The following is a 25249-nucleotide window of genomic DNA, read 5'->3' on the forward strand; positions in this document are numbered from 1 at the left end:
GTAATAAATGCGCGTGTAAGGCAATATCGCCTTGGGGGGCACATGCGTATGAAGCAATCTAACATTCATGCTGCACAAGCTTCAGAACAAAATCGCCACCCTGCTCTCGGTACCCTCCGACCCGCATCTGCTGGTGGCGCAGTGCCGCGCCCTGTCCAGGCATATTCCCATTCTGTACTGCCTGCTGCTGGTCAACACCTGGGCCATCACGTCAGGTCATATCCATAGTCTGCCGATAGAGCTGGGCGTCTATGCGCCATTGGCGCTGACCATGATCTGCATCATGCGCCTGCTGCTCTGGTGGCGTTCGCGCAAGCTATCGCCCACGCCGCAGCAGGCCCGGCGGATGCTGGTCCAGACCAACTGGCTGGCGGCTCTGCTGGCAGCGGCCTTCGTGCTGTGGAGCCTGACGCTGTTTCCCTACGGCGATCCCTACATGCAGGGGCATGTGGCATTCTACATGGCGATCACAGTGATCGGCTGCATCTTCTGCCTGATGCACCTGCGCTCGGCCGCGCTGATCGTGGCCTTGATCGTCAATACTGCCTTTGCCATATTCTTCGGCATCTCCGGCCACCCCTCTTTTATTTCCATGACCATCAATACCGTGCTGGTATCGATCGTCATGCTGATCCTGCTGTCCGTGTACTACAAAGACTTCACCCGCACCGTACAGGCGCAACACCAGACACAGGCCCTCAGCAATGAGAATTTCCGGCTCGCCAACATGGACAGCCTGACCGGCCTGCCCAACCGGCGCAGTTTTTTCTCGACGCTGCACCAGTTGCATATCCAGACCTGTCTCAACGACACGCGCCTGAGCGTGGGCATCATGGATCTCGATGGCTTCAAACCGGTCAATGACATCCACGGCCACACGCTGGGGGATCGCCTGCTCAACCAGGTCGGCCAAAGACTGCAGGCGGTCTGCGACAACCATTTTTTTCTGGCCCGGCTGGGCGGGGACGAATTTTCCGTCATCATCTCGCATCCGCATGACGATGCCGAATTACTGCGGCTGGGAGAAGATCTCTGCGCCGCCATCCGGGTCCCTTTCGCAATCGATGATGTCCAGGTGCAGATCTCGGCCTCGATCGGCTTTGCCAGCGCTCCCGATATCGCCGCCGATGCCGAAACGCTGTTCGAATATGCCGACTACGCCCTCTATGCCAGCAAAAAGGCCCAGCGCGGACACGCCATCCTGTTCTCGCGCCAGCATCATGAGGAAATCTGCCGCAACGCGCTGATCGAACAGGCACTGCTCACGTCCGATCTGAGCGCCGAACTCTCGCTCGCCTTCCAGCCCATCGTCGACATCACCACCGGCAAGGCCGCCGGCTTCGAGGCCCTGGCACGCTGGCACAATCCGATGCTCGGCGACATCCCCGCCGGCGCATTCATCCCCATTGCCGAACGCACCGGTCTGATCAGCCAGATCACATTGCTGTTGCTGCAGAAAGCCCTGGACACCGCCCGACTCTGGCCTGCGCACATCTACCTGTCCTTCAACCTGTCGGCGCACGACATCAACTCACCAACCCACATCCGCCGCATCCTCGATATCATCCAGCGCAACGCCATCAATCCATCACGTCTGCAGCTCGAAATAACCGAAACAGCCATGACCACGCATTTCGACCAGGCCAAGGCGGCCGTCGACAAGCTCCGTCAACTGGGCTGCGGCCTGGCACTCGATGACTTCGGCACCGGCTACTCAAGCCTGATCCGGCTGCATACGCTGCCACTGACCACCATCAAGGTCGACCGCAGTTTCGTGACCCATATCCAGGACAACCCCGCCAGCTACAAGATCGTCCGTTCGCTCCTGAGCCTGAGCCAGGAAATGGGCCTGGACTGCGTCGTGGAAGGCGTGGAGACGGGAGCAGAACTGGATACCCTGCGCAGCCTGGGCTGCCGTCATGTGCAGGGCTATCTGTTCTCCAGACCGCTTCCTGCCTCGCAGCTCGACACTTTTTTCTGATCTGTAACGCAATGCGTGGAAAGCGCTGAAGCAGCCTCGACGCAGGCAATCGGCGTTAATATGGCGGCTGGCCCTTTTGCGTGTCATCATGATCGAGCTCCAGCACGTCTTCAAGTCCTACGGTCGCAACAGCCGCAATATCCTGGCGGATATCAGCCTGCGCATCGGCGCAGGCGAACTGGTGTTCATCTCCGGGCCTTCGGGTGCCGGCAAATCGACGCTGCTCAAGCTGATCGCCGGCCTTGAACATGCCAGCCGCGGTTCGGTACAGGTCAATGGCCAGCGGATCGACAAGCTACCGGCACGCGCCCTGCCCTACCTGCGCCGCGCTGTCGGCATCATCCTGCAGGATACCCACCTGCTGTTCGACCGCAGTGTGCTGCAGAATGTCATCCTGCCGCTGATCATCGCCGGCCAGTCCCCGCAGTCGGCAGCAGCACGGGCACGGGCGGCGCTGGGCAAGGTCGGCCTGCTCGACAAGGAAAACTTCAACCCGATCGAACTCTCCGGTGGCGAGCAGCAACGCCTGGCCATCGCCCGGGCCATCGTCAACCGTCCGGCCATCCTGATTGCCGATGAGCCCACCGCCAACCTCGACAAAGACAGTGCCCGTCTGATCATGTCGGTCTTCCGCGATTTCAACCAGGTCGGCGTCACCACCCTGATCGCCACCCACGACGAGGCCCTGATGGCCGAAAACGCCACCCGTATCCTGCGGGTCGAACCCGGCCGCTTCTTTGACCTGCGAGCAGGGGAGCCGGCATGAAAACGCTGCTGCAACAACACCGCTACGCGCTCGGCATCACGCTGCGGCGCTTCCTGGCCCAGCCGTTCTCTTCGCTCAGCAACCTGCTGGTGATCGCCCTGGCGCTGGCCATCCCGCTGCTGGGGGCCAGCGTGCTGCAATCGGTGCAACCCGTGGCCCGCGAGGTCTCCATCCAGCCAGAGCTGACTCTGTTCCTGAAGATCGACATCGCCCCCGCCGAACGGACCGGGCTGGCAGACCGTATCAAGACCGAACATGCCGATCTGATCGAATCCGTGCGTGTGGTGCCCCGCGAAGCGGCCCTGGCCGAGCTGAAGGCGCATCCGGCCTGGTCCAATGCCCTGGCTGCGCTGCCCGACAATCCACTGCCCGACGCCATCGTCGCCACCTTGCGAGATGCCGACGACATTGCCTCGCAGGCCGACCTGCTGGCTCGCCAATGGGGCCAGTGGCCAGGCGTCGAGCGCGTCCAGCTCGACAGCGCCTGGGTGCAGCGCCTCGAAGCGCTGCTGCGCTTTGGCCGCATCGGACTGGGACTGCTGGCGCTGGGCGTCGCGCTGGTCGTGCTGGCGACCGTGTTCAACACCGTACGCATGCAGGCGCTGTCGCAGCGCGAGGAAATCTCGGTGGCGCGCCTGCTGGGCGCGACCGAATCCTTCGTTCGGCGTCCGTTCCTGTACCAGGGTGCGCTCACCTGCACCCTGGCGGCATTGATGGCCATCGTGCTCAGCGCCCTGGCACTCCGGCCGCTGAACCGGGCCCTGTTCGATCTGGCGCGCAGCTACGACGCCGAATTCATCCTGCGCCTGCCCCCGGCTGGCTGGCTGCTGACTGCGATCCTGGCCATTGCCCTGCTGGGAGCCCTGTCGGCACGCTGGTCGGTCACGCGCAGTACCCACTTCTGAGTCCATGAGCCTGGCCGCAGACCTGATCGCCTGGCAGCGAGTGCATGGACGCCATACGCTGCCCTGGCAAAATACGCGTGACCCTTACCGTATCTGGCTGTCGGAGATCATGCTCCAGCAGACACAGGTCAGCACGGTCATCGGCTATTACGAACGTTTCCTGGCGCGCTTTCCCGACGTGGCTGCCCTGGCTGCCGCCCCGCAGGACGATGTACTCGCCCTCTGGGCCGGACTGGGCTACTACGCCCGGGCGCGCAACCTGCACAAGTGTGCGCAAACCGTCATGCAGGCATGGAACGGCCACTTCCCAACGCGTGCGGCCGACCTGATCACCCTGCCCGGCATCGGCCGCTCCACGGCGGCTGCCGTGGCCGCCTTTGCTGCGCATGAACGCAGTCCCATCATGGACGGCAACGTGAAGCGGGTATTCTCCCGCTACTTTGCGATTGAGGGCGACCCCGGTCGCAAGGATGTCGAAAATCGCCTCTGGACGCTGGCAGAGACCCAGTTGCCCGAACAGGGCGACGACATGCCCGCCTACACACAAGGCCTGATGGATCTGGGTGCCACGCTCTGCACACGCAGCCGCCCCTCCTGTACGATCTGTCCGTTGCAGGGCCACTGCCAGGCCCGCATCCAGGGACGCCAACACCTGCTGCCCACGCCTCGCGCACGCAAAGCTCAACCACGCCGCAGTACCCGGATGCTGATCATCGAGTACGGCACATCCGTGCTGTTGCAGCGCCGGCCCGCCCAGGGTATCTGGGGCGGCCTGTGGAGCCTGCCGGAAGCGGATGAATCACAAACGCCGGCAGAGTCGACCCACCAGCTGCTGTGGTCTGCCGTTCACCGCCCACCCACATCTCCAGCACCACTGGATGCAGGGACCGAACTGGCTGCGTTCGAGCACGTGTTCACGCATTTCCGGCTGACCATACAGCCCTGGCTGTTGCAGGTGAACACCGAAGCCCCCTGCCCGCCTGCCCCGCCCGATATGGTGTGGACCGAACGGCAAAAGCTGGCGCACCTTGGTTTGCCCGCCCCGGTCGAAAAACTGCTCTCCGGGCTCTATGCGTCGCAACAGAACAGTCTGATCGACACCTGAAGCTCGCGCCCCGGCGCGGTATCAGCCATCCAGGCCGGGATCATCCCAGGCCACCGGATCCTCCAGCGGCTCCAGATGCGTGACGACAGTCATGCCGGACAGCCGCGCACGCATATCGGCCTCGATCCGCTCCAGCAGATCATGTCCCTGCTGCACGCTCCAGGCCCCCGGCACCAGGATATGCACCGACACAAAACGGCGCGAAGCCGCCCGGCGCGTGCGCAGTGCATGGTATTGCACCTTGTCGCGCTCGCAGTAGCCTTCCAGCACCTGCACCAGCGCGGCCTGTTCCTCTGCAGGCAGTGCCTTGTCCATCAGGCCATCGATGGCGTCGCGCACGAGATGCCAGCCTGCCCAGATGATATGCAGGGCAACGGCCAGGGCAATCGCCGGGTCCAGCCAGTGCCATCCGGTCAAGGCCACCGCCGCCACGCCGGCCAGCACACCGGCCGTGGTCCAGACATCGGTCATCAGATGCCGGGCATCAGCCGCCAGTGTCACCGATTCGTATCGGCGTGCGGCCTGCGCCAGTACCCGTGCAATGCCATAATTGACCAGGGAGGCCAGTGCCGAAATGGCGATGCCCAGCCCGGCCTGATCCAGCGGCTGAGGATCGAACAGGCGCGGCAATGCCGAATCGATGATCAGTACTGCGGCCACCAGGATCAGGAGGCCTTCGGCCCCGCTGGCGAAATACTCGGCCTTTTCATGTCCGAAGGGGTGACCCGCATCTGCGGGGCGCGCGGCGATGATCAATACCACCAGCGCCAAGACGGCCGCCACCAGGTTGATGACCGACTCCAGCGCGTCCGACAACAGGCCGACCGAGCCTGTCAGTTGATAGGCCCAGCCTTTGAGGCCGATGGTCAGTATCGCACCGGCAATGGACAGCAGCGCATAGCGCGCCAGGGATCTGCGGACGATAGTCATGGCAAAAATGGCTCTCTTGCTCCAGGGGCATGTCGTACACGCCATGCGGCATCATATCGCCAGATGGCAGCATTGCATCGACACGGGCTTCATACAGGCATCCGGCACACGCATAATTGCCCAACCAACTTGCGGATGATCAAACAAACCACCACTTCGGACATGCTCTACTGGCGGCTGATATTCGAAGCCGTCGCACCATGAAATCCGTTGTTCAATGAAGATACGCACTCGTATCGTTCGACTGACCTACCTATTGCATCGCTGGACAGGCATTGTCGGCTGCCTGCTCATGCTGTGCTGGTTTGTCAGCGGCATCACCATGCTGTTCGTCGGCTATCCCAAACTGACACCCTGGGAACGCCTGGCAGCCCTTCCTGTCCTTGAGGCACAGTTTGCATACCAGCCACTCTCAACAGACACACGCCAGCAGCCCGGCGAGGAGATCAGCCTCACGTCCATAGGTCGACAACCAGCCTATGTCACTGCCTCACAGACAGACGGCCTGCACAGCAACAATGCCAACGACGCCCGCAACATCGACGCCACGGCACCTGCCATTGCATTGACAGCCGCGCAAGCGTACCTGCCGAATACGCCCATGCACTATGACGCGCTCATCCAGGAGGATCGCTGGACACATTCGCGCAGCCTGGACAAACATCGCCCCCTGCACAGAATAGGCACACAATCCCCCAATGCCGGCTTGCTGTATGTTTCTTCTTCCACGGCGCAGGTCGTACTGGATGCGCCACAGGGACAGCAATACTGGAACTATGTCGGTGCCTGGATGCACTGGCTGTATCCTTTCAGAAATCACTCTACCGATCCGGTCTGGAACTGGATCATCATCGCGCTATCCGGCATCGGACTTTTGTCGTCCATCAGCGGCATGGTCGTCGGTGTCTGGCGCTGGCGATTCAGCCGGCCTTATCGCTCCGGCCGCCGCAGCCCCTATCCTGAAGGCTGGATGCGGTGGCATCACATGATCGGTTTGCTGTTCGGTGCCATTGTCTGCACCTGGATTTTCAGTGGCCTGATGGCCATGAACCCGGCCGGGATCATTTTCTCAGAGACCGTCAAACCCGATCTGCAGGCCTATCAAGGCCCCGAAACAGCCAGAAACCCGGCCCTGGCCAATCCCGCCACAATCCTGGTGCGTCTACAGGCACAGGCGTTTGACGCCGTAGAGCTCAAGTGGATGCGACTCGATGCCATGGACTATGTACTGGCCCATGATGCCCAGGCCCAGACCCGGCTGGTGGTGGCGGGCCAGGCCGGGCTGGAAATCCGGCAATCCTGGTCAATCCCGGACGTACTGCCGGCAGCCCGCAAGCTGCTGCCCTGGCCTCTGGCAGAACACCGCATGCTGGCCAGCTTTGATGCCTACTACTACCAACGCCATCAGGAAGCCATGAATGGCGCAGCCATACAGCGGCTGCCCGCATTGCGCCTGGACTTTGACGATCCCGCACACACGCGTATCTATATCGACCTGCGTACCGGCGAGGTTTCAACCGTACTGAGCAGGGCCCAGCGCACATGGCGCTGGCTTTTCTATTTCCTGCATAGCTGGGATACGCCCCCATTGCTGGCATATCCACGCACGCGAGACATTTTGCTGATTCTGTTGAGCCTCGGTGGAATTGTTGTGTGCCTGACGGGCGTGGTCATAGGCTGGCGCCACTTGCGACGCCAACAGCCTTGAACAAAGGAACCCGCACCTGTCCGGATATCAGAATTGCCAGTTCAGCGTTGCATACAGCCCGCGCCCATCTGCCGGGGAAAACCCTCTGGACCCACTGTCATACCAGGCGTATGCATAATTCCGGTCTGTCACGTTCTTGATCTGCACACCGATATCCAGATCCGGTCGCCAGGTATAGGTTGCCCCAAGGTTCAAGACAAAATATTGGCCGAACTTGCCTTCCGTATTGTTGCGCTCCACATAATAGCTGCCCTGACCATTCCCCCAGGCAGAGAATTTCCAGCGCGGCAATGGACGCCAGTCCACGCCGAACCCGACCAGATAGCGCGGTACGTTCTCGACCTGGCGGCCACGACTGGCCTGCGCATCGGGTGCCGGCTCGACAATCCTGGCACTCTGGTGCGAATAGGACAGCCAGGCCGACAATGTTGAATCAATCAACACATTGGCCTGGACATCAAACCCCTTGCGCAGGGTCTTGCCAATATTGGCAACATCGCCGGCAGTACCCGTGATGCCCAATACCGTATGAACTTCATCGGTCGCACGCTGCTCCCAGTAAGCCAGACGCATGCTCAGGCTCTCCAGAGGCTGCCACTTGATGCCAGCCTCCCAGCCTGTATTGATGGACGGTTTGAGCTGGGTCTGGTTCACCCGATAGCTATCCCGTCCCACGCCGATCTGGAAGGTACGCCCCCAGTTGGCATAGAAGCTGGCCTGCTCGGTCAGTTCATACAGAGCACTCAGCTTGGGCTGGCGGATCAGCCCATAGTCATAGGTCGACGCCGACTGCCCGGTCAGCCTGTCATCAAAGTGGCCGCCGATATGGTCGATACGGTAGCCTGGAATCAGCTTGAGACGCTCTGTCGGCTGCCAGACGACCTGCACATAGGCACCGGCTGTATCGAGCGTGTAATCCCAGTCTCGCAGCGGACTGATCGTGGTGCGCTCGACTGTCCGGTTGCGTCGGTTGGTATTGTCTTGCCGCTGCAGATCGGCACCGACTTCGACCATGACATTCTGCCAGCCATCGGCCACGGGTGCCCAGTTCAGATGAGACAGGACACCGTAATGTGCCTCACGGTTGTAGCGCTCCTGCTGCGCGCCCGCCTCTGTGAAGCGAACCCATCGATCATTTTCGTAATGGTTGAAATAGACCCGCGATGACCAGGCCAAGGTGTCACTCAACTGCCCGTCCAGCAGCAGACTGATTTGTCCGATATCTCGCTTCCCCCTGTCTGCCGACACATACTCCGGCGACATGCGCGGATCATCCAGGGCTTGCTGCTCAGTCAGGTAGCCGGCTTCCAGTGCCCTGTTGCGATACCCTCGCACACTCAGCCCTGTCACCCAGCGCTGATCATCGCTGGTATGCGTCCATTTGCCGGAAAGGGCAAACTTGCGGGCATCGGCATGATCCCGGTAACCGTCCGACTCACGCCAGGCCAGCGTGTAGTTCTGGGTCCAGCTATCTGTTTCGTGCCCTTTGGCGATCTGCACCTCACGCGTGCCAAAACTGCCTACGGTCATACTGGCCTGACCATCATTGCCGCCGGTACGAGTCAGTACATTGACGTTGCCGGCAATGTTGTAGAGCCCATAGCGGGGGTCATTGGTCCCCCGCACGATTTCAATGGCATCGATATTGAGCGGAAAGACGCCATCCAGATAGGCCATGCCGCCGCCATTTTCATTGCTGGGGATTCCGTCGATCAGCAGCTTGACGGCATTGATGCGGCCTTCTGCATTGAAACCCCGAAATGAAATGCGTCCGGCATCCGTCCCCTGCTTGAACTCCGTCACCTGCACGCCCGGAGCCTGGCTGAACAGCTCCCAGCTATAGTCAACATGCTGGCCCTCCACCCGGTCGGCACCCAGCACATCCACCGAGGTCAGGATGTCAGTCACGCTCTGCATGCCCACCGTGCTGCTGGGTACCGTGATCTGCCCCAGTGAGAGCACAGTGGAAGGGCCATCTGCCCGATCTGGCGAGACGGCCTGGGCCAAGGCAGAAAACGGGCTGACAGCCGTCAACGCACACCCCAATGCCAACACCAGGGGGGTGCATGTGAAATTGATCTTCATGAAACATACCGGCGGAGCACGCCGGCCCTGCGAAATGAGCAAAGAAAACCCTGCGGCAATCCCGCAGGACAAATCATGGAAAACTCAGGTCACAGGAAGGCAGGTGGAGCGCGAGGCCCAAGAGGGGAGCCGACTGCCTGCGGCAGTCTGGCGACAGCCGTGCCAACAGGCAGCAGATCGGCAATCAGAAAGAAAAAGGGTACGCTGGCGGCCACACCCGAGGGTGGCAGATCTGCGGACAGGAACGTCAGAAGACAGAACGCGCAGGGCGTAGAACCCGCCACGCCGCCGTCTTCGGCATCGGCGCTCTGTGCTTGCCAACTGGCCAGAATTTCCTGGCTGCTCCGATCCGAGCCCACGCACAGATCAAAGCCAAAACCGTGCTCTTGCACGCCCTGGCCAGGCATATAGCCAACAGGCACCAGGGCACGCAACGCCAGTACGAACAACAAGGGCCACAACAACAATTGTGAGGCAAGCCGTCGATACAGATTGAAACGTATGCGCAACATGGTGGCTGATTCTAGCACAGGGAATTCAGGTCAAAACCAAGCATAAATCAATGATTTCCATGAAATCCCGGCTTCATAAAATCACATGCAGCACCCTCCCCATCTGACTGCCAACATGCCGCAAAATGAATCCGCACAGCACAATCTGTTCACCTGTCCATGCTGTGGCTACCTGATGTTTTCAGAGCCTCCCGGCTCCTATGACATCTGCCCTATTTGCTTCTGGGAAGATGATGGATTCCAGCTGTATTACCCTGAACAGTCGGGCGGAGCCAACCCATCCAGCCTGTTGACAGCACAGGTCAACTTTATCCAGTTCGGCGCATGCGACCGGGCCATGGCATCCAAAACCCGGACAATTACGCCAGATGACATCAGGGACGAGCGCTGGTTTCCATTGTGGATGCGCAAAGTCCATCTTCCCGATGCTGACACAGAGCCGTCCCATCCGCAGGCCACGCACTCGATGACAGATCTGTACTACTGGCTGAGAACCGAATAAATCAATCCGACGTTTCGCGATGCCGGCTGATACTCATCAGTATCCCGCAGGCAATGCCCAGCGTCAGCAAGGCCGTGCCGCCATAACTCAGAAAAGGCAACGGCACGCCCACCACGGGCAGCACGCCCGTGACCATGCCGACGTTGACGAATACATAGATGAAAAACATCATCGACAATGCCCCGGCCAGCAGGCGACCGAACTGGGTGTCGGCCTGCCAGGCGATCACCAGGCCTCGCAGGATCAGCAGCAGATAGAGCACCAGCAGCATGATGCAGCCGTACAGGCCGAACTCTTCGGCAAAGACCGCCAGCACGAAATCGGTCGTCCGTTCCGGGATGAAGTCCAGGTGCGTCTGCGTGCCCTGCATGTAGCCCTTGCCATACAGTCCCCCCGAACCGATGGCAATCATCGACTGTATGGTATGAAAACCCTTGCCCAACGGATCAGAACCAGGGTTGAGCAGCGTGCAGACACGGTGCTTCTGATACTCGTGCAGAACCACCCAGTCGACACCCGGTTCGCACAGGGCATCCTCGTTCACGACGACCACGGCCAGCACGGCAATGCCGATCACCGTGACCGGTACCAGCAGCTTGAACGACAGTCCACCGAAATAGATCACGAAAAATCCGGTGCCCAGCACCAGCAGGGCCGTTCCCAGATCCGGCTGCTTGACGATCAGGATGAAGGGAATACCCAGCAGCACGATCGCCACCAGGAAATCTCGGATGCGCAGTTGCTGGTCATTGCGGTGGAAATACCAGGCCAGCATCAGCGGCACGGCAATCTTGAGCATTTCGGAAGGCTGAATCCGCACCACACCAAGATGCAACCAGCGCGTGGCACCCTTGCTGGTCTCGCCAAAGAACTCGACGCCCAGCAACAGGATGACACCCAGCACATAGAATGGCACGGCGAACTTGCGCAGCCACGCCGGCGGCACCAGCGCCACGGCCCACATTGCTACCAGAGCCAGCATCAGGTTGCGCAACTGATCGTCAAAACGGCCGCCGGTATTGCCGACGGCAGAATACATGATGGTCATGCCCAGACCTGCGAGCATGGCCAGCAACCCCAGCAGCGGCCAGTCGAAAACCGTCACGATACGCCACAGCCACTGTCCCAGTCTTCTCACAGCGCCTCCTCGGCCTGCGTGCCTGCAGCGGTCGCGGCAGCCGATGCCTGCGAGCGAGCGGATGCACGCACCACATCGACATCAGAGGCAGCCGCGGCGCGATCCAGCACCGCAGCCGGTGCGGCATGCTCCGGTCGGGCCAGCCAATAATCGAACACCTGACGGGCCAGGGGTGCCGCGATGGAGGCCCCCCAACCAGCATTCTCGACAATCAGCGCCAGGGCAATCTTGGGCTTTTCTGCAGGCGCGAAGGCCATGAAAAGCGCATGGTCGCGCAAGCGCTCGTCGATCTGGCTGGCACGGTACTGGCCGCCACGCAGACTGAACACCTGGGCTGTCCCCGTCTTGCCAGCCACACTGTAAGGGGTGCCGGCAAAGGCGCGCCGGGCCGTCCCCGTCTGGGTGACTGCGACCATCGCCTGCTTGACCGCATCGAGGTTGGCCTGCTGCAGCGGAATGATATTGGTCGGCTCTGTGACCACATCCTTTTCGATGTCCTGGCCGGCCTCGCGCACGGCCCGCACCAGGTGCGGCTTCATGACGACGCCATCATTGGCCAGCACCGACGTGGCATGCGCCAGTTGCAGCAGGGTAAAGGCGTTGTAGCCCTGCCCCACCATCACGGAAATGGTCTCGCCGGTATACCAGCGCTGCTGCTCACGCTCCCGGTAATAATTCCGCTTCCAGTCTGTCGAAGGCAGGATGCCGCGCCGCTCGCCATCGAGATCGATACCGGTCAGTTGCCCAAAGCCGAAAGGCTGCATGAAATCGTGCAAAGCATCGACGCCGATATCCGGTCCCAACGCATAGAAATACGTATCAGAGGACACCGCCAGCGCCCGATTGAGGTCAATGGAACCATAGGCTGCAGACCCCGCATTGCGGAATCTCTGGCCGGCGAACTCGAAGAATCCGGGATCGTAGAAACGATCCGTCGCCCGCCGCTTGCCTAGTTCCAGGGCTGCCAGCGCCACGAACGGCTTGTAGGTCGAACCGATCGGATAGGTGCCGTAGAGTGGACGATTGAGCAGCGGGTGATCAGGCGAATCGCGCAACTGTTTCCAGTTTTCGACATCGATGCCATCGACAAACAGGTTCGGGTCGAACGACGGCTGGGACACAAAGGCCAGTACTTCGCCGGTTTCCGGTTCGATAGCCACCAGGGCACCCCGCCTGCCAGCGAACAGCCCCTCGGCCATTTGCTGCAGCCCGAGGTCGATGGACAGCATGAGATCCTTGCCAGGCTCGGGATCGACACGCCGCAGCGTGCGCACAGGCCGGCCCGTGGCCGTCACCTCGACTTCCTCGAAGCCGGTCTGTCCGTGCAAGCTGGATTCCCAGGTCTTTTCGACGCCCTTCTTGCCTATTACGTCGGAACCACGATAGTTGGCAAGCTGATCCGTTTCCTCCAGCCACTCGACGTCCTTGTCGTCGATGCGGCCGATATAGCCCAGCACATGGCCGGCCACCTCGCCATGCGGATACTCCCGCACCCAGCGAGCATGCAGGTTGACGCCCGGGAACTGCCAGCCGTTGACGGCAAACCAGGCCGCTTCGGTGTCGTTAAGGCTGGTACGCAATGGAATGCGGGCATAACGCCCAGACTCCTGCACACGCCGCAGGAAACGGCGTTGCTCGACCGGCGAGATATAGACCACGGGAGACAGCTTCTGGAGCAGTTCGTCGATGTCGCCAGCATGTGCCGGCACGACTTCAAGCGTATAGGTCCGGTAATTGCGAGCCAGCACCTCGCCATTGCGGTCCAGGATGTCGCCGCGCCGCGGTGGCAGCGGCACGATGGCCAGGCGATTGCGATCAGCCCGGGCAGCCAGCCCCTCATGGCGCTCGACCTGCAGGAACCAGAAACGCCAGCCCAGCACCCCGAGCCCCAGCAACGTCACGAGCAGCGCAACCCCCACCCGCAACCGAAAACGCTGCCGCTGAAACTGACCGATGCCCTTGAATTCGAACATGGCCGCGCTCCGTCAGTTACTGGCCCGGTCGGCATCACCGGCGTGCCGCCGGGGCAGCAACAGCAGCCAGCCGATTACCGGCCACAGCAGGGCAGTCAGCACAGCCCCCACCAGCCAGCCCCAGCCGATCCAGGCACCGTGGATAATGCTGTAGAGCACGGCCGTGATGAAGTGCGCCACGATGAAAGCAGGAAACATGTGCACTGCCTGGCCGAACAGATCGAAATGCTGCAACCGACGGTGCAGCAGCCATGCCGCATAGGCCACCAGCGTATAGTCAAGTGCCTGCCCGCCCAATGGTGCGGCATCATGCACATCCATGACCAGACCCAGCAGGAAAGCCGTGATCAGTCCTACCCGGCTGGGCGCATGCACGCACCAGAAGGCAAGCGTGACCAACAGCAGGTCGGGACGCATGTCGCCGCCACGCCAGAACACCAGTGACAGCAGCCAGACCAGCGCCAGCGACCCCCAGACCAGCCGGCCGCTGAGCGGACGACTCATCTGCTCCGGCTCGATGCGGGCGCGGGGCTTGATGGGTCGCGCCGCATGCATCCGTCGATCCTGGCTCATGGTGCCACCTCTTCCTGGGCGGGTGCTGCGGGCGCGTCGGCCGGCTCCACTTCCTGCCCTTCCTGTGACAATGATTGCTGCGGGTCCGTTTTCAGGACCAGGAAATGGCGATAGCGCTCGGGATGCGCCAACGGGACTGCTGTGGCACGGGCAAAGCCGCTGGCGGAATCGCGCTCGATGTCCTCGATCTTGCCCACCGGCAGACCGGCCGGGAACCAGCCTCCGACGCCGCTGGTAACCAGGACATCGCCTGTTTCGATATCGGCATTGGATGCCACGTAGCGGACTTCAAGTTGGCCCGGCTGATTGCCACCGAAGGTGATCAGGCGCAAGCCATTGCGCAAGGTCTGTACCGGGATGGAGACCAGTTCATCGGTCAGCAGGGCGGCTTCTGCGGTGAAAGGCGTGACACGGATGATCTGCCCGATGACACCGCCCTCGTCGATCACCGGCATGCCTGGTGCAATGCCGTCATGAGAACCCTTGTTGAACACCAGCCGCTGCTGGAAAGGATGGGCCGGCTCATAGAGCACCTCGACCACGGCAGCCGATTCATCGAGCGTATCGACTACCCCCAGCAGGCGCCGCAACTGGCCATTCTCGATGGCAAGCTGCGCAGCCAACGTACTGACCTGCGCCAGCTCGATGCGCTGCCTCTGCAACGCTTCGTTTTCGTGGCGGATCATGGCAGCAGCATTCATCCAGCCGTTGACTTCGGCAGCCAGATCGCCGGGGAAGGCAACCAGTCGCTGGAAAGGATAGAGCCCCGTGGAGATGACCTGCCGCACCGGCTCAAGCACCTTGCTGCGGCTGTCGAAGAACAGCAGCGCCAGCGCGGCCAGCACCAGCACCAGCAGACGGACGCCGGCCGAGTACCCATGCCGGAAAAGCCTGGGAGCGGTTTGTGCCGACATCAGCCTGGGCGCGGACCGTCAGGCCCGGTCAGTCGTTGATGAATATCGCACCCAGCTTTTCCAGGTGCTCAAGTGCATCGCCGCAACCACGCACCACGCAGGTGAGCGGATCCTCGGCCACGACGACCGGCAAGCCGGTTTCTTCCTGCAGCAGGCGATCCAGATCGCGCAGCAGTGCACCACCACCGGTCAGGGCAATGCCCTTGTCGGTGATGTCCGCGCCCAGTTCGGGCGGCGTCTGCTCGAGCGCAATCTTGACGGCCGAGACAATCTGGTTGAGTGGATCGGTCAGCGACTCAAGGATCTCGTTGGACGACACGGTGAAGCTGCGTGGCACGCCCTCGGCCAGATTGCGGCCCTTGACCTCGATCTCGCGCACTTCGGAACCGGGGAAGGCAGAACCGATCTCTTTCTTGATCAGTTCGGCCGTGGGCTCGCCAATCAGCATGCCGTAGTTGCGACGGATGTAGTTGACGATAGCCTCGTCGAACTTGTCGCCGCCCACGCGTACGGAACCCTTGTAGACCATGCCACCCAGCGAGATCACGGCGACCTCGGTGGTACCGCCGCCGATATCGACGACCATGGAGCCGCTGGCATCCGCCACGGCCAGGCCGGCACCGATGGCCGCAGCCATGGGTTCTTCGATCAGGTAGACCTGGCTTGCGCCGGCACCCAGTGCGGATTCGCGGATTGCACGGCGCTCGACCTGGGTCGAACCGCAGGGCACGCAGACGATGATACGGGGGCTCGGGGCCAGCATGTTGCGGGGGTGCACCAGCCGGATGAACTGCTTGAGCATCTGTTCCGTGACGGTGAAGTCGGCGATCACACCGTCCTTCATGGGCCGGATGGCCTCCATGTTGCCGGGTACGCGCCCGAGCATCTGCTTGGCTTCGTGGCCAACGGCCTGGATCACTTTCTTGCCATGCGGGCCACCATCGTGGCGGATGGCCACGACCGAGGGCTCGTCGAGAACGATGCCCTTGCCGCGAACGTAGATGAGCGTGTTGGCGGTCCCGAGGTCGATCGCCATATCGCTGGAAAAGTAACTGCGGAGAAATCCGAACATGAGGATTCAGCCAGAACGGGGGTGAAGTAAACAATGAATCATAACTTATAATCGGTACGATACATGCATACAAAACCCTCGGGTTTGCCATAAATGCATTACTTTTGGCAAAGAGACATTCCGTGCCATACAACCGGAATCTCGGCCTATACAGGCAGGCGGCGGATCGTCGCCTCTCCATGCACCTGATACTTGCTTACAAAATCACATGGCGCTCAACGAACAAGACGTCACCCGCATTGCCCGGCTTGCCAATATCGCCATCAGCGACGAACAGCGCACAGCCGTGCAGGGTGAACTCAACGATATCCTGGCTCTGATCGAACAGCTCCAGGCCGTCGACACGCACAATGTCGAACCCCTGGCCACACCACTGGCGGCCCATGCCGAGGTCGCCCTGCGGCTGCGAGACGATGCCGTCGCACCCGGCAACTGCAGCCGCGAGGCGCTGCTGGCCAACGCCCCGGCCGTCCAGGACGGCCTGATTCTGGTTCCCAAGGTCATCGAATAACCATGTCGCATCCCATCCATACCGAATTCGCCGGCATTGCCGCGCTGCGCGAGGCGCTGCGTGCACGACGCCTGAGTGCAGAGGAAGTTGCCCGCAGCGCACTCGAGGCTGCCCAGGCACGCCATGCCACCCTCAATGCATTCGTGCAGATCGATCCCGAGCTGACCCTGCAGCAGGCCCGCGCCGCCGACGCTGCACTGGCCGACGGCTCGGCCGGTCCGCTGGCCGGCATCCCGATCGCCCACAAGGACCTGTTCGTCACGCAGGGCTGGCGCACGACGGCAGCCAGCAACATGCTCAAGGACTACGTCAGCCCGTTCGACGCCACCGTGGTGGCCCGCCTGCGGGGTGCCGGTGCGGTCTCGCTGGGCAAGCTCAACTGCGATGAGTTCGCCATGGGATCGGCCAACGAAAACACCATCTTCGGTGCCGTGCGCAATCCCTGGGACACGGCCGCCGTGGCCGGTGGCTCGTCGGGCGGTTCGGCCGCCGCCGTCGCCGCGCGCAACGTGCTGGCCACGACCGGTACGGATACCGGCGGCTCGATCCGTCAGCCGGCTTCGTTCTGCGGCGTCAGTGGCATCAAGCCGACCTATGGCACCGTCTCGCGCTTCGGCATGATCGCCTACGGCTCCAGCCTCGATCAGGGCGGCCCCCTGGCACGGCACGCCCGTGACCTCGTCGAAATGCTCGACGTCATGTCCGGCTTTGACCCTGCGGATGCCACCAGCGTGCCATCCTGCAACGGCACACGCAACGAGTCCGGTCGTGTGCGCGACGCCTTCGAGGCGGCCCTGGCGACCCAGCAGACACAGGGCGAGCGTCCCCTGACCGGGCTGCGCATCGGTGTGCCGCGCGAATTCTTCGGTGCCGGCCTGGCCGATGACGTCCGCGCCGCCGTACAAGCCGCCCTGGCTCAGTTCGAATCACTGGGCGCAACGCTGGTCGATATCTCGCTGCCGCGGACCGAACTGTCGATCCCGGCCTACTACGTGATCGCGCCCGCCGAGGCCTCCAGCAACCTGTCGCGCTACGACGGCGTGCGCTACGGCCACCGTGCCGCCGAGTTCGGCGACCTCAACGACATGATCGCCCGCTCGCGCGCCGAGGGCTTCGGTGCCGAAGTGCAGCGCCGCATCCTGATCGGTGCCTATGTGCTGTCGCATGGCTACTACGACGCCTATTATCTCCAGGCACAGCGCTTGCGCCGCCTGATTGCCCAGGATTTCCAGCAGGCCTTTGCCGGCCAGTGCGACGTGATCATGGGACCGGTCGCCCCGACCGTGGCACGCAACCTGGGCGACAACCAGAATGATCCGACCGCCGACTGGCTGGCCGACATCTACACGCTGGGTGTCAACCTGGCCGGCCTGCCCGGCATGTCGATCCCCTGCGGCTTCGGCCAGGGCGACCATGCCCGCCGCCCGGTCGGCCTGCACCTGATCGGCAACTACTTCGACGAAGGCCGCCTGCTGGCCATCGCCGACTGCTACCAACACGCCACCGACTGGCACACCCACACGCCGGAGCTCGCATGAACTGGGAAATCGTCATCGGCCTGGAAACCCACGCCCAGCTTTCCACCGCATCCAAGATATTTTCCGGCAGCAGCACCCGCTTTGGCGCCGAGCCCAACACCCAGGCCAACGAAGTCGATCTGGCCCTGCCTGGCGTCCTGCCGGTGCTCAACCGGGGGGCCGTCGAACGCGCCATCCGCTTCGGGCTGGCCGTCGGTGGCACGGTAGCCCCCGTCTCGGTGTTCGCCCGCAAGAACTACTTCTATCCCGATCTGCCCAAGGGCTACCAGATCAGCCAGTTCGACCTGCCCACCGTACTGGGCGGCACCATCAGTTTCCTGCTTGACGGCGAACTGCGCAGCATCAACCTGACCCGTGCCCACCTCGAAGAGGACGCCGGCAAGTCGCTGCACGACGACCATCTCGACATGAACGGCATCCCCGCCAGCGGCATCGACCTGAACCGCGCCGGCACGCCGCTGCTGGAAATCGTGTCGGAACCCGAGATGCGCTCGGCGGCCGAGGCTGTGGCCTATGCCCGCGCCCTGCACAGCCTGGTGGTCTGGCTCGGCATCTGCGACGGCAACATGCAGGAAGGCTCGTTCCGCTGCGATGCCAACGTCTCGGTGCGCCCGGTCGGCCAGAAGGAATTCGGCACGCGTGCCGAAATCAAGAACGTCAACTCGTTCCGCTTCCTGGAACGTGCCATCCTGTTCGAGGCACGTCGCCAGATCGAACTGATCGAGGACGGCGGCACCGTGGTGCAGGAAACCCGCCTGTACGATGCCGACCGCGACGAAACCCGCAGCATGCGCAGCAAGGAAGACGCGCACGATTACCGCTACTTCCCCGATCCCGACCTGCCGCCACTGATCATCACGCCGGAATGGATCGAGGAAGTCCGTGCCACCATGCCGGAACTGCCCGATGCGCAGCGCAACCGCTTCGAGCAGGAATATGGCCTGTCGGCCTATGATGCCGGTGTACTGACGCAGGACAAGGCCTCGGCCGCATTCTTCGAGGCTGCTGCCCGCAGCAGCGGCCAACCCAAGCTGGTCAGCAACTGGGTAACGGGCGAATTGGCCCGGCGCATCAACAACGATGGCCTCGACTTTGCCAGCCTGCCGATCGGCAGCGCGCAACTGGCGCAACTGGTCACGCGCATCGCCGATGGCACCATCTCCAACAATGCCGCCAAGCAGGTCTTTGACGCCATCTGGACCGGCCAGGGTGACGATGTGGATGCCCTGATCGAATCGCTGGGCCTGAAGCAGATCAGCGACAGCGGTGCGCTCGAAAAGATCATCGACGACGTGCTGGCCGCCAACGCCAAATCGGTCGAGGAGTTCCGGGCCGGCAAGGAAAAGGCGTTCAACTCGCTGGTCGGCCAGATCATGAAAGCCAGCCGCGGCAAGGCCAACCCGGCCCAGGTCAACAGCCTGCTCAAGGACAAGCTGAGCGCCTAGGCACGATTGCCCGGCATGCCTCATGCGCCCTTGCAGGCCCAGCCTGCGAGGGCGTTATTTTTTACTGCAGGGCTGCACCCAGGGCAAAAGTGCTCCCTGGGAGGCAGCAAGGCGCAGGCGCAGCGTGGGGGCATCTTTCACACTCAGCCGGTGCCGCCAGCCCTGACAGCACGCGCAGCACCACAACCGCGCAGCACGGCGAGAAAGACCACGCCTGCCCCCAGCGCCAGGCAGGCCAGCATGCCCTCATAACGAACCGTATCGACCAATACACCGGCCACGGGCGGCATGGCGACCCGTCCCAATCCAAACAGGCTGGACTGAATGCCGTAATCCACCGCCTGGCGTGCATGACGGGCAAAATCCATCATCAGCCCGAACACCAGCGCCGATGTCACGCCCATGGCCGCCCCCAGCAACAAGGCCAGCCCCAGCAGCACGGGGCGGGCAGCCTGCAACCAGACCGCCAGGGCCATCAACGCCAAGACCATCACATTGCAAAACGCCGAGACAGGCAGAATGGCGTCCGTACGACCAGCCCTCACCCAACGAGCCACCAGCAAACTCGCGCAGGCTCCCAGGCTGCCACCCATCACGCCCGCAATCCAGGCCACCGCTGAGGCACTGAAGCCACGATCCAGCAGCATCGGCTTGAGAAACACCCAGGCGGCCGCCAACAATGGAAAATAGGCCAGCAGCAACCCGGCCCAGCGCCATGCCCCCGGCTGTCCGAAGAAATCCCGCAGCGCCCGACCCGGCCACGGTGGGGCCGCCGCCATGCCAGTCACGCTGCCGACGGGCAGCGATGCCGCAGGCGCAGACACCTCCGGCACCATCAGGTCAGTACACCGGCCTCCCTGCGCCTCCAGACTACCCAGCCGGTACAGCAGCCACAGGACTGCCAGCACCAGCACGGCCATCAGGATGAAGGGCGCAGCCCATCCATATGCCTGCTGTACCAGCAGCATGACACCGCCCCCCAGGATACCGCCCACGAACAACGCCGCAGAACGGATACCACCGGCACGCATCCGCTCCTGCTCCGGCATCATGCGAAAGGCGGCCGCATTGACCGGAATATCGACCCAGGTCGACATCAGCGCGGCAGCGGTCGCCAGCAGGAACAGCAACGGCCGGGGCGTATGGATATTCACCCACGACAATGCCAGCAGCGTCAGTACATAGCCGCCTCCCAGCCACCAGGCCCAGGCACCATATCGCCCCCGTGCGCCACCCCAGCGCTGCACCGGCATGGCCAGCAGGAATTTCAGCAGGGCTGGCAATCCCGCCAGCTGGAACAGCCCGATCTCCGTGCCCGACCAGCCATGCTGACGCATGATCAGCGGCAGCCCCAGCAGCAGATATACGCTGGGCGTGAACAGGACCAGATTAGCCAGCCCGAAGGCCGCATGATGCCAGCGCAACCCCCGCATCACGCAGCCTCCCGGCGGCCGCTCACCAGGCAGGCGGGTGCCAGCGGATAACTCTCCAGCATGGTTTCGTGCAGGCGTCCGAAACCTGCCTGCCGCATCATGACGGCCAGTTCGCCCTGCCGCCACAGCGTCCTGCCACGCATGCGCAACGGCAGGTAATACGGCAGAATCCGGGCTGCCAGCTCGCGATCATCAGGCAATTCGGCATGGGCCGCCAGCAGATACCCGCCCGGTGCCAGCGCTTCATACAGCCGGGCCAGCATCTTCGGCACATCGGCGCAAAAGTGCAGGACCGACGAGCACCAGATCACATCGTAGCCCCCACCCAGCGGCGTCTGCTCCATATCACCGCCCTGCGCCCGCACCCGGTCAGAGAGTCCGGCACGTGCAATCGCCTGTCCGGCCACTGCCGCCGTTTCCGGCTGGTCAAAGACAACGCCCTGCCAGAGCGGCTGGTCCTGCGCCAGTGCAATCGCCACCCGACCCGGCCCGCCGCCCATATCCAGGAAACGGCGCGGCCCATCCAGTTCCTTCAGTTGCCGTACCGCCTGCACCGCCAGGCCAGCCGTCGCTGCACCCTGCTCCTGCCATATCTGGGATTGCGCAGCCTGCGCCCAGGAGGATTGCCCTGCCGCCTCCGGTGCCATGCTTCCCTGCCGCAGCAGTTGCGGCAACTGCGCCCCGAAACGCCGCATCGAATGCAGACGAAAGCGCAACGAGTCACCGCAATACTCAGGACTCTCAGGGTTCAACCAACGGATCATGCTACCGGCCAGTTCGAAGCCATAACGGCATGGCACCCGCGAATGGCAACGCCGCCGCAGGAGAAGGCCCATGCTCCAGAGCACGTCCAGCAGTGCCTGCAACGCCGCTTCGTCAAGCTGTGTGCATTCTGCCAGCGTCGCTGCGGTCTGCGGCCGCAGCAACTGGCTGAACAGTCCCAGCTCCAGTGCCGTATCGAGCGCATCCGCCCGCACCGACATCAGCGACAGTGACCAGAGTGGATCAAGGGGGTGTGTCTGGGTCATGTCCGGCATCGCAACCGTCTCATTTTCATTCGTCATGTCACATCCTCCAGGTCAGTCGCAGCCCTACCTCGCGCGGCGGGCTGTAGATGGTCACGAGACCGTTGAGAAAGCCGATCGCATCGTAGGTCCGGTCAGCCACGTTGTTGACGTACAGCGTCGCATCGACCGTATCGAACTGATAACCGGCACTGAGATTGACGATGCCGAACCCGGCGCGGCGATAGTCATTCGCCGCATCCAGGTATACCTTGCCAGCTCCCTGCACCCTGGCCTGGGCATACCAGCCCCCGGCAGACTGGTAGCGCAACCCGGCATAGCCGCTGAGCTGCGGCGAGAACGGATTGCGGTTGCCACCATAATCGGCCGTACCATCCTGGAAGCGACGGAAGCGGCTCTGGTTGAACGCCAGCCCTGCCTGCAACTGCCAGCCCCGATCCAGCCACAGCGACATATCGAACTCCGCCCCCAGCGACCGGCCGGATGCGGCATTGGTCATGAATACCTGGCCAGGCAGGCCCATCTGCTGTACCTGCATCTGGCGTATGGTCATGTAGTAGAGCGAGGCACCATACTGCAGCCGTTCGTCAAACGCATGGCCCTTGGCACCCATTTCGAACGCCAGTACCTTTTCGGGATCGTAGTCGCGGTAAGCGGCCGGAGCGAACGCATTGAAACCCCCGGCGCGATAACCTTCGGAGACACTGGCATAGAAAGCGGTCTGGGGCCGCCAGGCATAGTGAACGGCCAGCTTGGGCGAAAAACGGGTCCATCCACGCGACTGCCCACTTTCACCCGGCAGGTCGAAATCCACGCTGCTGTGCTCGATCCGCCCGCCCGCCGTCACCGACCAGGCACCGCCGAGCGGGACGGTCCAGTGCGTGAACAGGGCCGACGTACGGCTTTTCTGGCGCGCCTCGGTGCGCACCAGGGCCATCGGCGTCTTCTGGGCAAAACGCAGATCCTGGGTATCCCGGTCCAGGTAGAGGCCCGCCAGCCAGCTTGCCTCGCCTGCCGTGCCCTCAAGGCGCAATTCCTGCGACACGCCCTTGAAGTCATGATCCCGGCCGATATGCATCATGTCGGCCGGCATGAAATCGGTATCCTGCTGCAAATCGTCCTTGTAGGTATTGCGCGCACTGATGGCACGCAGCCTGAGTCCTGACTCGAACTCATGGGCGACATCCAGCGACAGCGTGCGGGCACGGGAACGATTCCAGCCATCCGTGCCGGAGCGGACTTCGGCGCGTGGTGCCGACGGCGACCCCCACAGCGAGGCATCGTCATCGTAATCGGCCCGCGTATGGCGCAGCACCACGTCCGTGCGCACGCCGGGCGTCCAGCGCAGAACCAGCCTGCCGCTGCGGCGCAACTGCCCGCCCAGTTCTTCGTCCCGGTAGGTATTGTCGATGAAACCATCCTGCCGGGTCACGCCACCGGCCACGCCGATATACAGGCTGTCTTCACTCACCGGGGTACTGACATCGAACTGCAGTCCACGCCGACCGTGGTTGCCCAGGTTACCGGACACCATGGCATATGGCTCGTTGCCGGGCTTGCGAGTCTGGATACTGATCACGCCGGCCTCAGCATTGCGCCCGTACAAGGTGGACTGCGGCCCTTTCAGCACCTCGACCTGCTCCACGCCCAGCAGGGGATCATCGAAACCCTGCGCGCGCAAGGTCGGCACGCCATCCACCACCAGCGCCACCGACGACGAAAAGGAGGTCACGTTGGCACTCAGCCCACGCATCACCGGCGGCATCAGGCCGGATTGCCCCATCGGCTGAAAACCGAGCCCGGTCATCATGCCGGGCAAGGCATCCAGCCCCTGCGCACCCTCGGCCTGCAGGTCGTCACCGGAGATCACGGCAATGGCAGCAGGCACGTCCTGCAGCAGTTGATCGCGTTTCTGCGCACTCACCACGATGGGAGCCAGCGCAGCCGGCCCGGACCTGTCCACCGATGCCGGCTGCGCCCACGTCGCCCGCCACGGCAACAAGATACTGCAGCCCCCCGCCGCCACCAGAATCACAACGCCCAAGCGCCGGCCCGGCCCAGCAAAAATATCCATAGATACCGTCCAAACAGAAAGAAGAAAGATCGCTCTCCTGCCGGAAAACGATCACTGCGGGACAGACGCCCGCCGTCTCTCTATAATAGGCATCATCAATAATGAATATCATTCATATTCGTATGGCAACCGCATCCTTTCATATGCGAACCGCACAGGACGACGTCACCGGGCAGGAAACAGGTCCGTGCCTCACGCGCACCTTGCCTGCCATCCAGGACTTCCGGCTGCTCTATACCGAGTATCGACCGGATCGCGACCTGGCCGAAGCCAGTCGCCAGCAACCGGCACGCCCACTCATGGTGCTGACGTTCGGCCTGGAAGGAGAATCGGCTTTCCGCAACCGCAGCGGGACCGAACTGGTTTTCAAGCCCGGCCATGCCACCCTGACGGCATTCCGCACCAGCGATGGCGCACGCCACTACCAGGGCAAGCGTGCCGTCCGGCAGTTGCGCATGATCGTGCCTCAGGATGCCCTGGCACAGTATTGCGAGCCAGGCACCGATATGCCACTGCCCGACACGGACATCCTGCAACTGTCGGCCAGGCCGTTGTCATCCAGTGATCACAACGCGCTCGAAGCACTGCTGTGCCAGGCCAGCCGGCCCCGGCCGGACCGACTGCAATTGCATATCCTGATGCTGCAGTTGCTGGCCGGGCAATTGCCGGTCGGACCTGCCGCCCTCGACTCGCAACGCCCGCTGGGGCAGCGCGAATTGGACCGTATCGACCTGGCCTACCGGTTGCTGGCGGAAGAACTGGGCCAGCCGCTGTCGATCACGGCGCTGGCCGCCCGGGTCGGCCTCAATGTGAACAAGTTGCGCCAGGGATTTGCGACGCGTTTCCGGGCCAGCCCCGGACAGGTGCTGCTGATGCTGCGCATGCGCAAGGCGCAGGCGCTGCTGCAGGCCGGCTGCCAGGTCGCCGAAGCGGCCTATGCCGTCGGATACGGCCATCCCAGCAACTTCAGCGCCGCGTTCAGCCGGTTCCACGGCTATCCGCCGAAAGCGGTATTCAAGGTGCCACGCAACCTGCCGGCACACGGCTAGGGTGTATCGG

The 25249-nt window shown here is 62.7% G+C and carries 21 protein-coding genes; 10 read left to right on the forward strand and 11 right to left on the reverse strand.

The window, feature by feature from the left end; translation table 11 throughout:
- Window positions 1–67: 67 nt before the first annotated feature.
- The 4 genes from DD235_RS16065 to mutY all read left to right on the forward strand — a co-directional run bounded on the left by DD235_RS16065 (window position 68) and on the right by mutY (window position 4757).
- Window positions 68–1981, forward strand: coding sequence for a putative bifunctional diguanylate cyclase/phosphodiesterase (locus DD235_RS16065; RefSeq protein ID WP_109063137.1), 1914 nt, complete (start codon window positions 68–70; stop codon window positions 1979–1981).
- An 88-nt stretch (window positions 1982–2069) separates the two neighbouring features.
- Window positions 2070–2747, forward strand: a complete 678-nt coding sequence (locus tag DD235_RS16070; RefSeq protein ID WP_109063181.1) for a cell division ATP-binding protein FtsE — start codon at window positions 2070–2072, stop codon at window positions 2745–2747.
- On the forward strand, window positions 2744–3652 hold the full coding sequence (locus DD235_RS16075) for a cell division protein FtsX (protein WP_109063138.1): 909 nt from the start codon (window positions 2744–2746) through the stop codon (window positions 3650–3652). The genes DD235_RS16070 and DD235_RS16075 overlap by 4 nt, the downstream gene beginning before the upstream one ends.
- Before the next feature lie 4 nt (window positions 3653–3656).
- Window positions 3657–4757: an A/G-specific adenine glycosylase gene (gene mutY, locus DD235_RS16080; RefSeq protein WP_109063139.1), complete on the forward strand. Its 1101-nt coding sequence runs from the start codon at window positions 3657–3659 to the stop codon at window positions 4755–4757.
- A gap of 21 nt (window positions 4758–4778) precedes the next feature.
- Here the strand turns inward: mutY and DD235_RS16085 are convergent, their stop codons facing one another.
- Complete coding sequence (locus DD235_RS16085) at window positions 4779–5687, reverse strand: cation diffusion facilitator family transporter (protein ID WP_109063140.1); 909 nt, start codon at window positions 5685–5687, stop codon at window positions 4779–4781.
- A 217-nt stretch (window positions 5688–5904) separates the two neighbouring features.
- Between DD235_RS16085 and DD235_RS16090 the strand changes: the two genes are divergently transcribed.
- A complete protein-coding gene (locus DD235_RS16090) occupies window positions 5905–7395 on the forward strand; it encodes a PepSY domain-containing protein (protein WP_109063141.1) in 1491 nt (496 codons plus the stop codon).
- A 27-nt stretch (window positions 7396–7422) separates the two neighbouring features.
- Here DD235_RS16090 and DD235_RS16095 read toward each other — a convergent pair whose 3' ends face one another.
- Window positions 7423–9480 (reverse strand): TonB-dependent receptor, encoded by a 2058-nt coding sequence (locus DD235_RS16095; RefSeq protein ID WP_109063182.1) that lies wholly within the window; start codon window positions 9478–9480, stop codon window positions 7423–7425.
- Between the two features lie 89 nt (window positions 9481–9569).
- Window positions 9570–9992 carry a DUF2946 family protein gene (locus tag DD235_RS16100; RefSeq protein ID WP_109063142.1) on the reverse strand — a complete coding sequence of 141 codons (423 nt, stop codon included), beginning with the start codon at window positions 9990–9992 and terminating at the stop codon, window positions 9570–9572.
- An 85-nt stretch (window positions 9993–10077) separates the two neighbouring features.
- Here DD235_RS16100 and DD235_RS16105 point away from each other — a divergent pair, with 85 nt between their 5' ends.
- Window positions 10078–10494 carry a CPCC family cysteine-rich protein gene (locus DD235_RS16105; RefSeq protein ID WP_239990193.1) on the forward strand — a complete coding sequence of 139 codons (417 nt, stop codon included), beginning with the start codon at window positions 10078–10080 and terminating at the stop codon, window positions 10492–10494.
- A 1-nt stretch (window position 10495) separates the two neighbouring features.
- Here DD235_RS16105 and rodA read toward each other — a convergent pair whose 3' ends face one another.
- From rodA to DD235_RS16130, 5 genes are read right to left on the reverse strand one after another with little or no spacing between them, the layout of a single operon-like run.
- Window positions 10496–11632, reverse strand: a complete 1137-nt coding sequence (gene rodA / locus DD235_RS16110; RefSeq protein ID WP_109063143.1) for a rod shape-determining protein RodA — start codon at window positions 11630–11632, stop codon at window positions 10496–10498.
- Entirely contained in the window at window positions 11629–13605 is a 1977-nt protein-coding gene (mrdA, locus tag DD235_RS16115) for a penicillin-binding protein 2 (protein WP_109063144.1), read from the reverse strand. Before mrdA ends, rodA begins: the two co-directional genes overlap by 4 nt.
- Before the next feature lie 12 nt (window positions 13606–13617).
- Window positions 13618–14178, reverse strand: a complete 561-nt coding sequence (gene mreD / locus DD235_RS16120; RefSeq protein ID WP_162300521.1) for a rod shape-determining protein MreD — start codon at window positions 14176–14178, stop codon at window positions 13618–13620.
- A complete protein-coding gene (gene mreC, locus DD235_RS16125) occupies window positions 14175–15092 on the reverse strand; it encodes a rod shape-determining protein MreC (protein ID WP_109063145.1) in 918 nt (305 codons plus the stop codon). Before mreC ends, mreD begins: the two co-directional genes overlap by 4 nt.
- 28 nt (window positions 15093–15120) lie before the next feature.
- Complete coding sequence (locus DD235_RS16130; RefSeq protein WP_109063146.1) at window positions 15121–16164, reverse strand: rod shape-determining protein; 1044 nt, start codon at window positions 16162–16164, stop codon at window positions 15121–15123.
- Window positions 16165–16372: 208 nt separating this feature from the next.
- Between DD235_RS16130 and gatC the strand changes: the two genes are divergently transcribed.
- From gatC to gatB, 3 genes are read left to right on the forward strand one after another with little or no spacing between them, the layout of a single operon-like run.
- Entirely contained in the window at window positions 16373–16675 is a 303-nt protein-coding gene (gatC, locus tag DD235_RS16135; RefSeq protein WP_109063147.1) for an Asp-tRNA(Asn)/Glu-tRNA(Gln) amidotransferase subunit GatC, read from the forward strand.
- A 2-nt stretch (window positions 16676–16677) separates the two neighbouring features.
- Window positions 16678–18213 (forward strand): Asp-tRNA(Asn)/Glu-tRNA(Gln) amidotransferase subunit GatA, encoded by a 1536-nt coding sequence (gene gatA / locus DD235_RS16140; RefSeq protein ID WP_162300522.1) that lies wholly within the window; start codon window positions 16678–16680, stop codon window positions 18211–18213.
- Window positions 18210–19658, forward strand: a complete 1449-nt coding sequence (gene gatB / locus DD235_RS16145) for an Asp-tRNA(Asn)/Glu-tRNA(Gln) amidotransferase subunit GatB (protein ID WP_109063149.1) — start codon at window positions 18210–18212, stop codon at window positions 19656–19658. Before gatA ends, gatB begins: the two co-directional genes overlap by 4 nt.
- 143 nt (window positions 19659–19801) lie before the next feature.
- Here gatB and DD235_RS16150 read toward each other — a convergent pair whose 3' ends face one another.
- Genes DD235_RS16150 through DD235_RS16160 form a run of 3 tightly spaced genes read right to left on the reverse strand, consistent with a single transcriptional unit; the run spans window position 19802 to window position 24190 of the window.
- The gene (locus DD235_RS16150) at window positions 19802–21091 is read right to left on the reverse strand and encodes an MFS transporter (protein WP_109063150.1); all 1290 of its coding nucleotides are present in this window, start codon (window positions 21089–21091) and stop codon (window positions 19802–19804) included.
- The gene (locus DD235_RS16155; RefSeq protein ID WP_109063151.1) at window positions 21091–22155 is read right to left on the reverse strand and encodes a class I SAM-dependent methyltransferase; all 1065 of its coding nucleotides are present in this window, start codon (window positions 22153–22155) and stop codon (window positions 21091–21093) included. The genes DD235_RS16150 and DD235_RS16155 overlap by 1 nt, the downstream gene beginning before the upstream one ends.
- Before the next feature lies 1 nt (window position 22156).
- A complete protein-coding gene (locus DD235_RS16160; protein WP_109063152.1) occupies window positions 22157–24190 on the reverse strand; it encodes a TonB-dependent receptor in 2034 nt (677 codons plus the stop codon).
- Between the two features lie 143 nt (window positions 24191–24333).
- On the opposite strand from DD235_RS16160, the gene DD235_RS16165 reads away from it, so the two are divergent.
- Window positions 24334–25239 (forward strand): helix-turn-helix transcriptional regulator, encoded by a 906-nt coding sequence (locus tag DD235_RS16165; protein WP_146193527.1) that lies wholly within the window; start codon window positions 24334–24336, stop codon window positions 25237–25239.
- Window positions 25240–25249 lie beyond the last annotated feature (10 nt).

Source organism: Corticimicrobacter populi (assembly GCF_003123725.1).
Lineage (GTDB): Bacteria > Pseudomonadota > Gammaproteobacteria > Burkholderiales > Burkholderiaceae_B > Corticimicrobacter > Corticimicrobacter populi.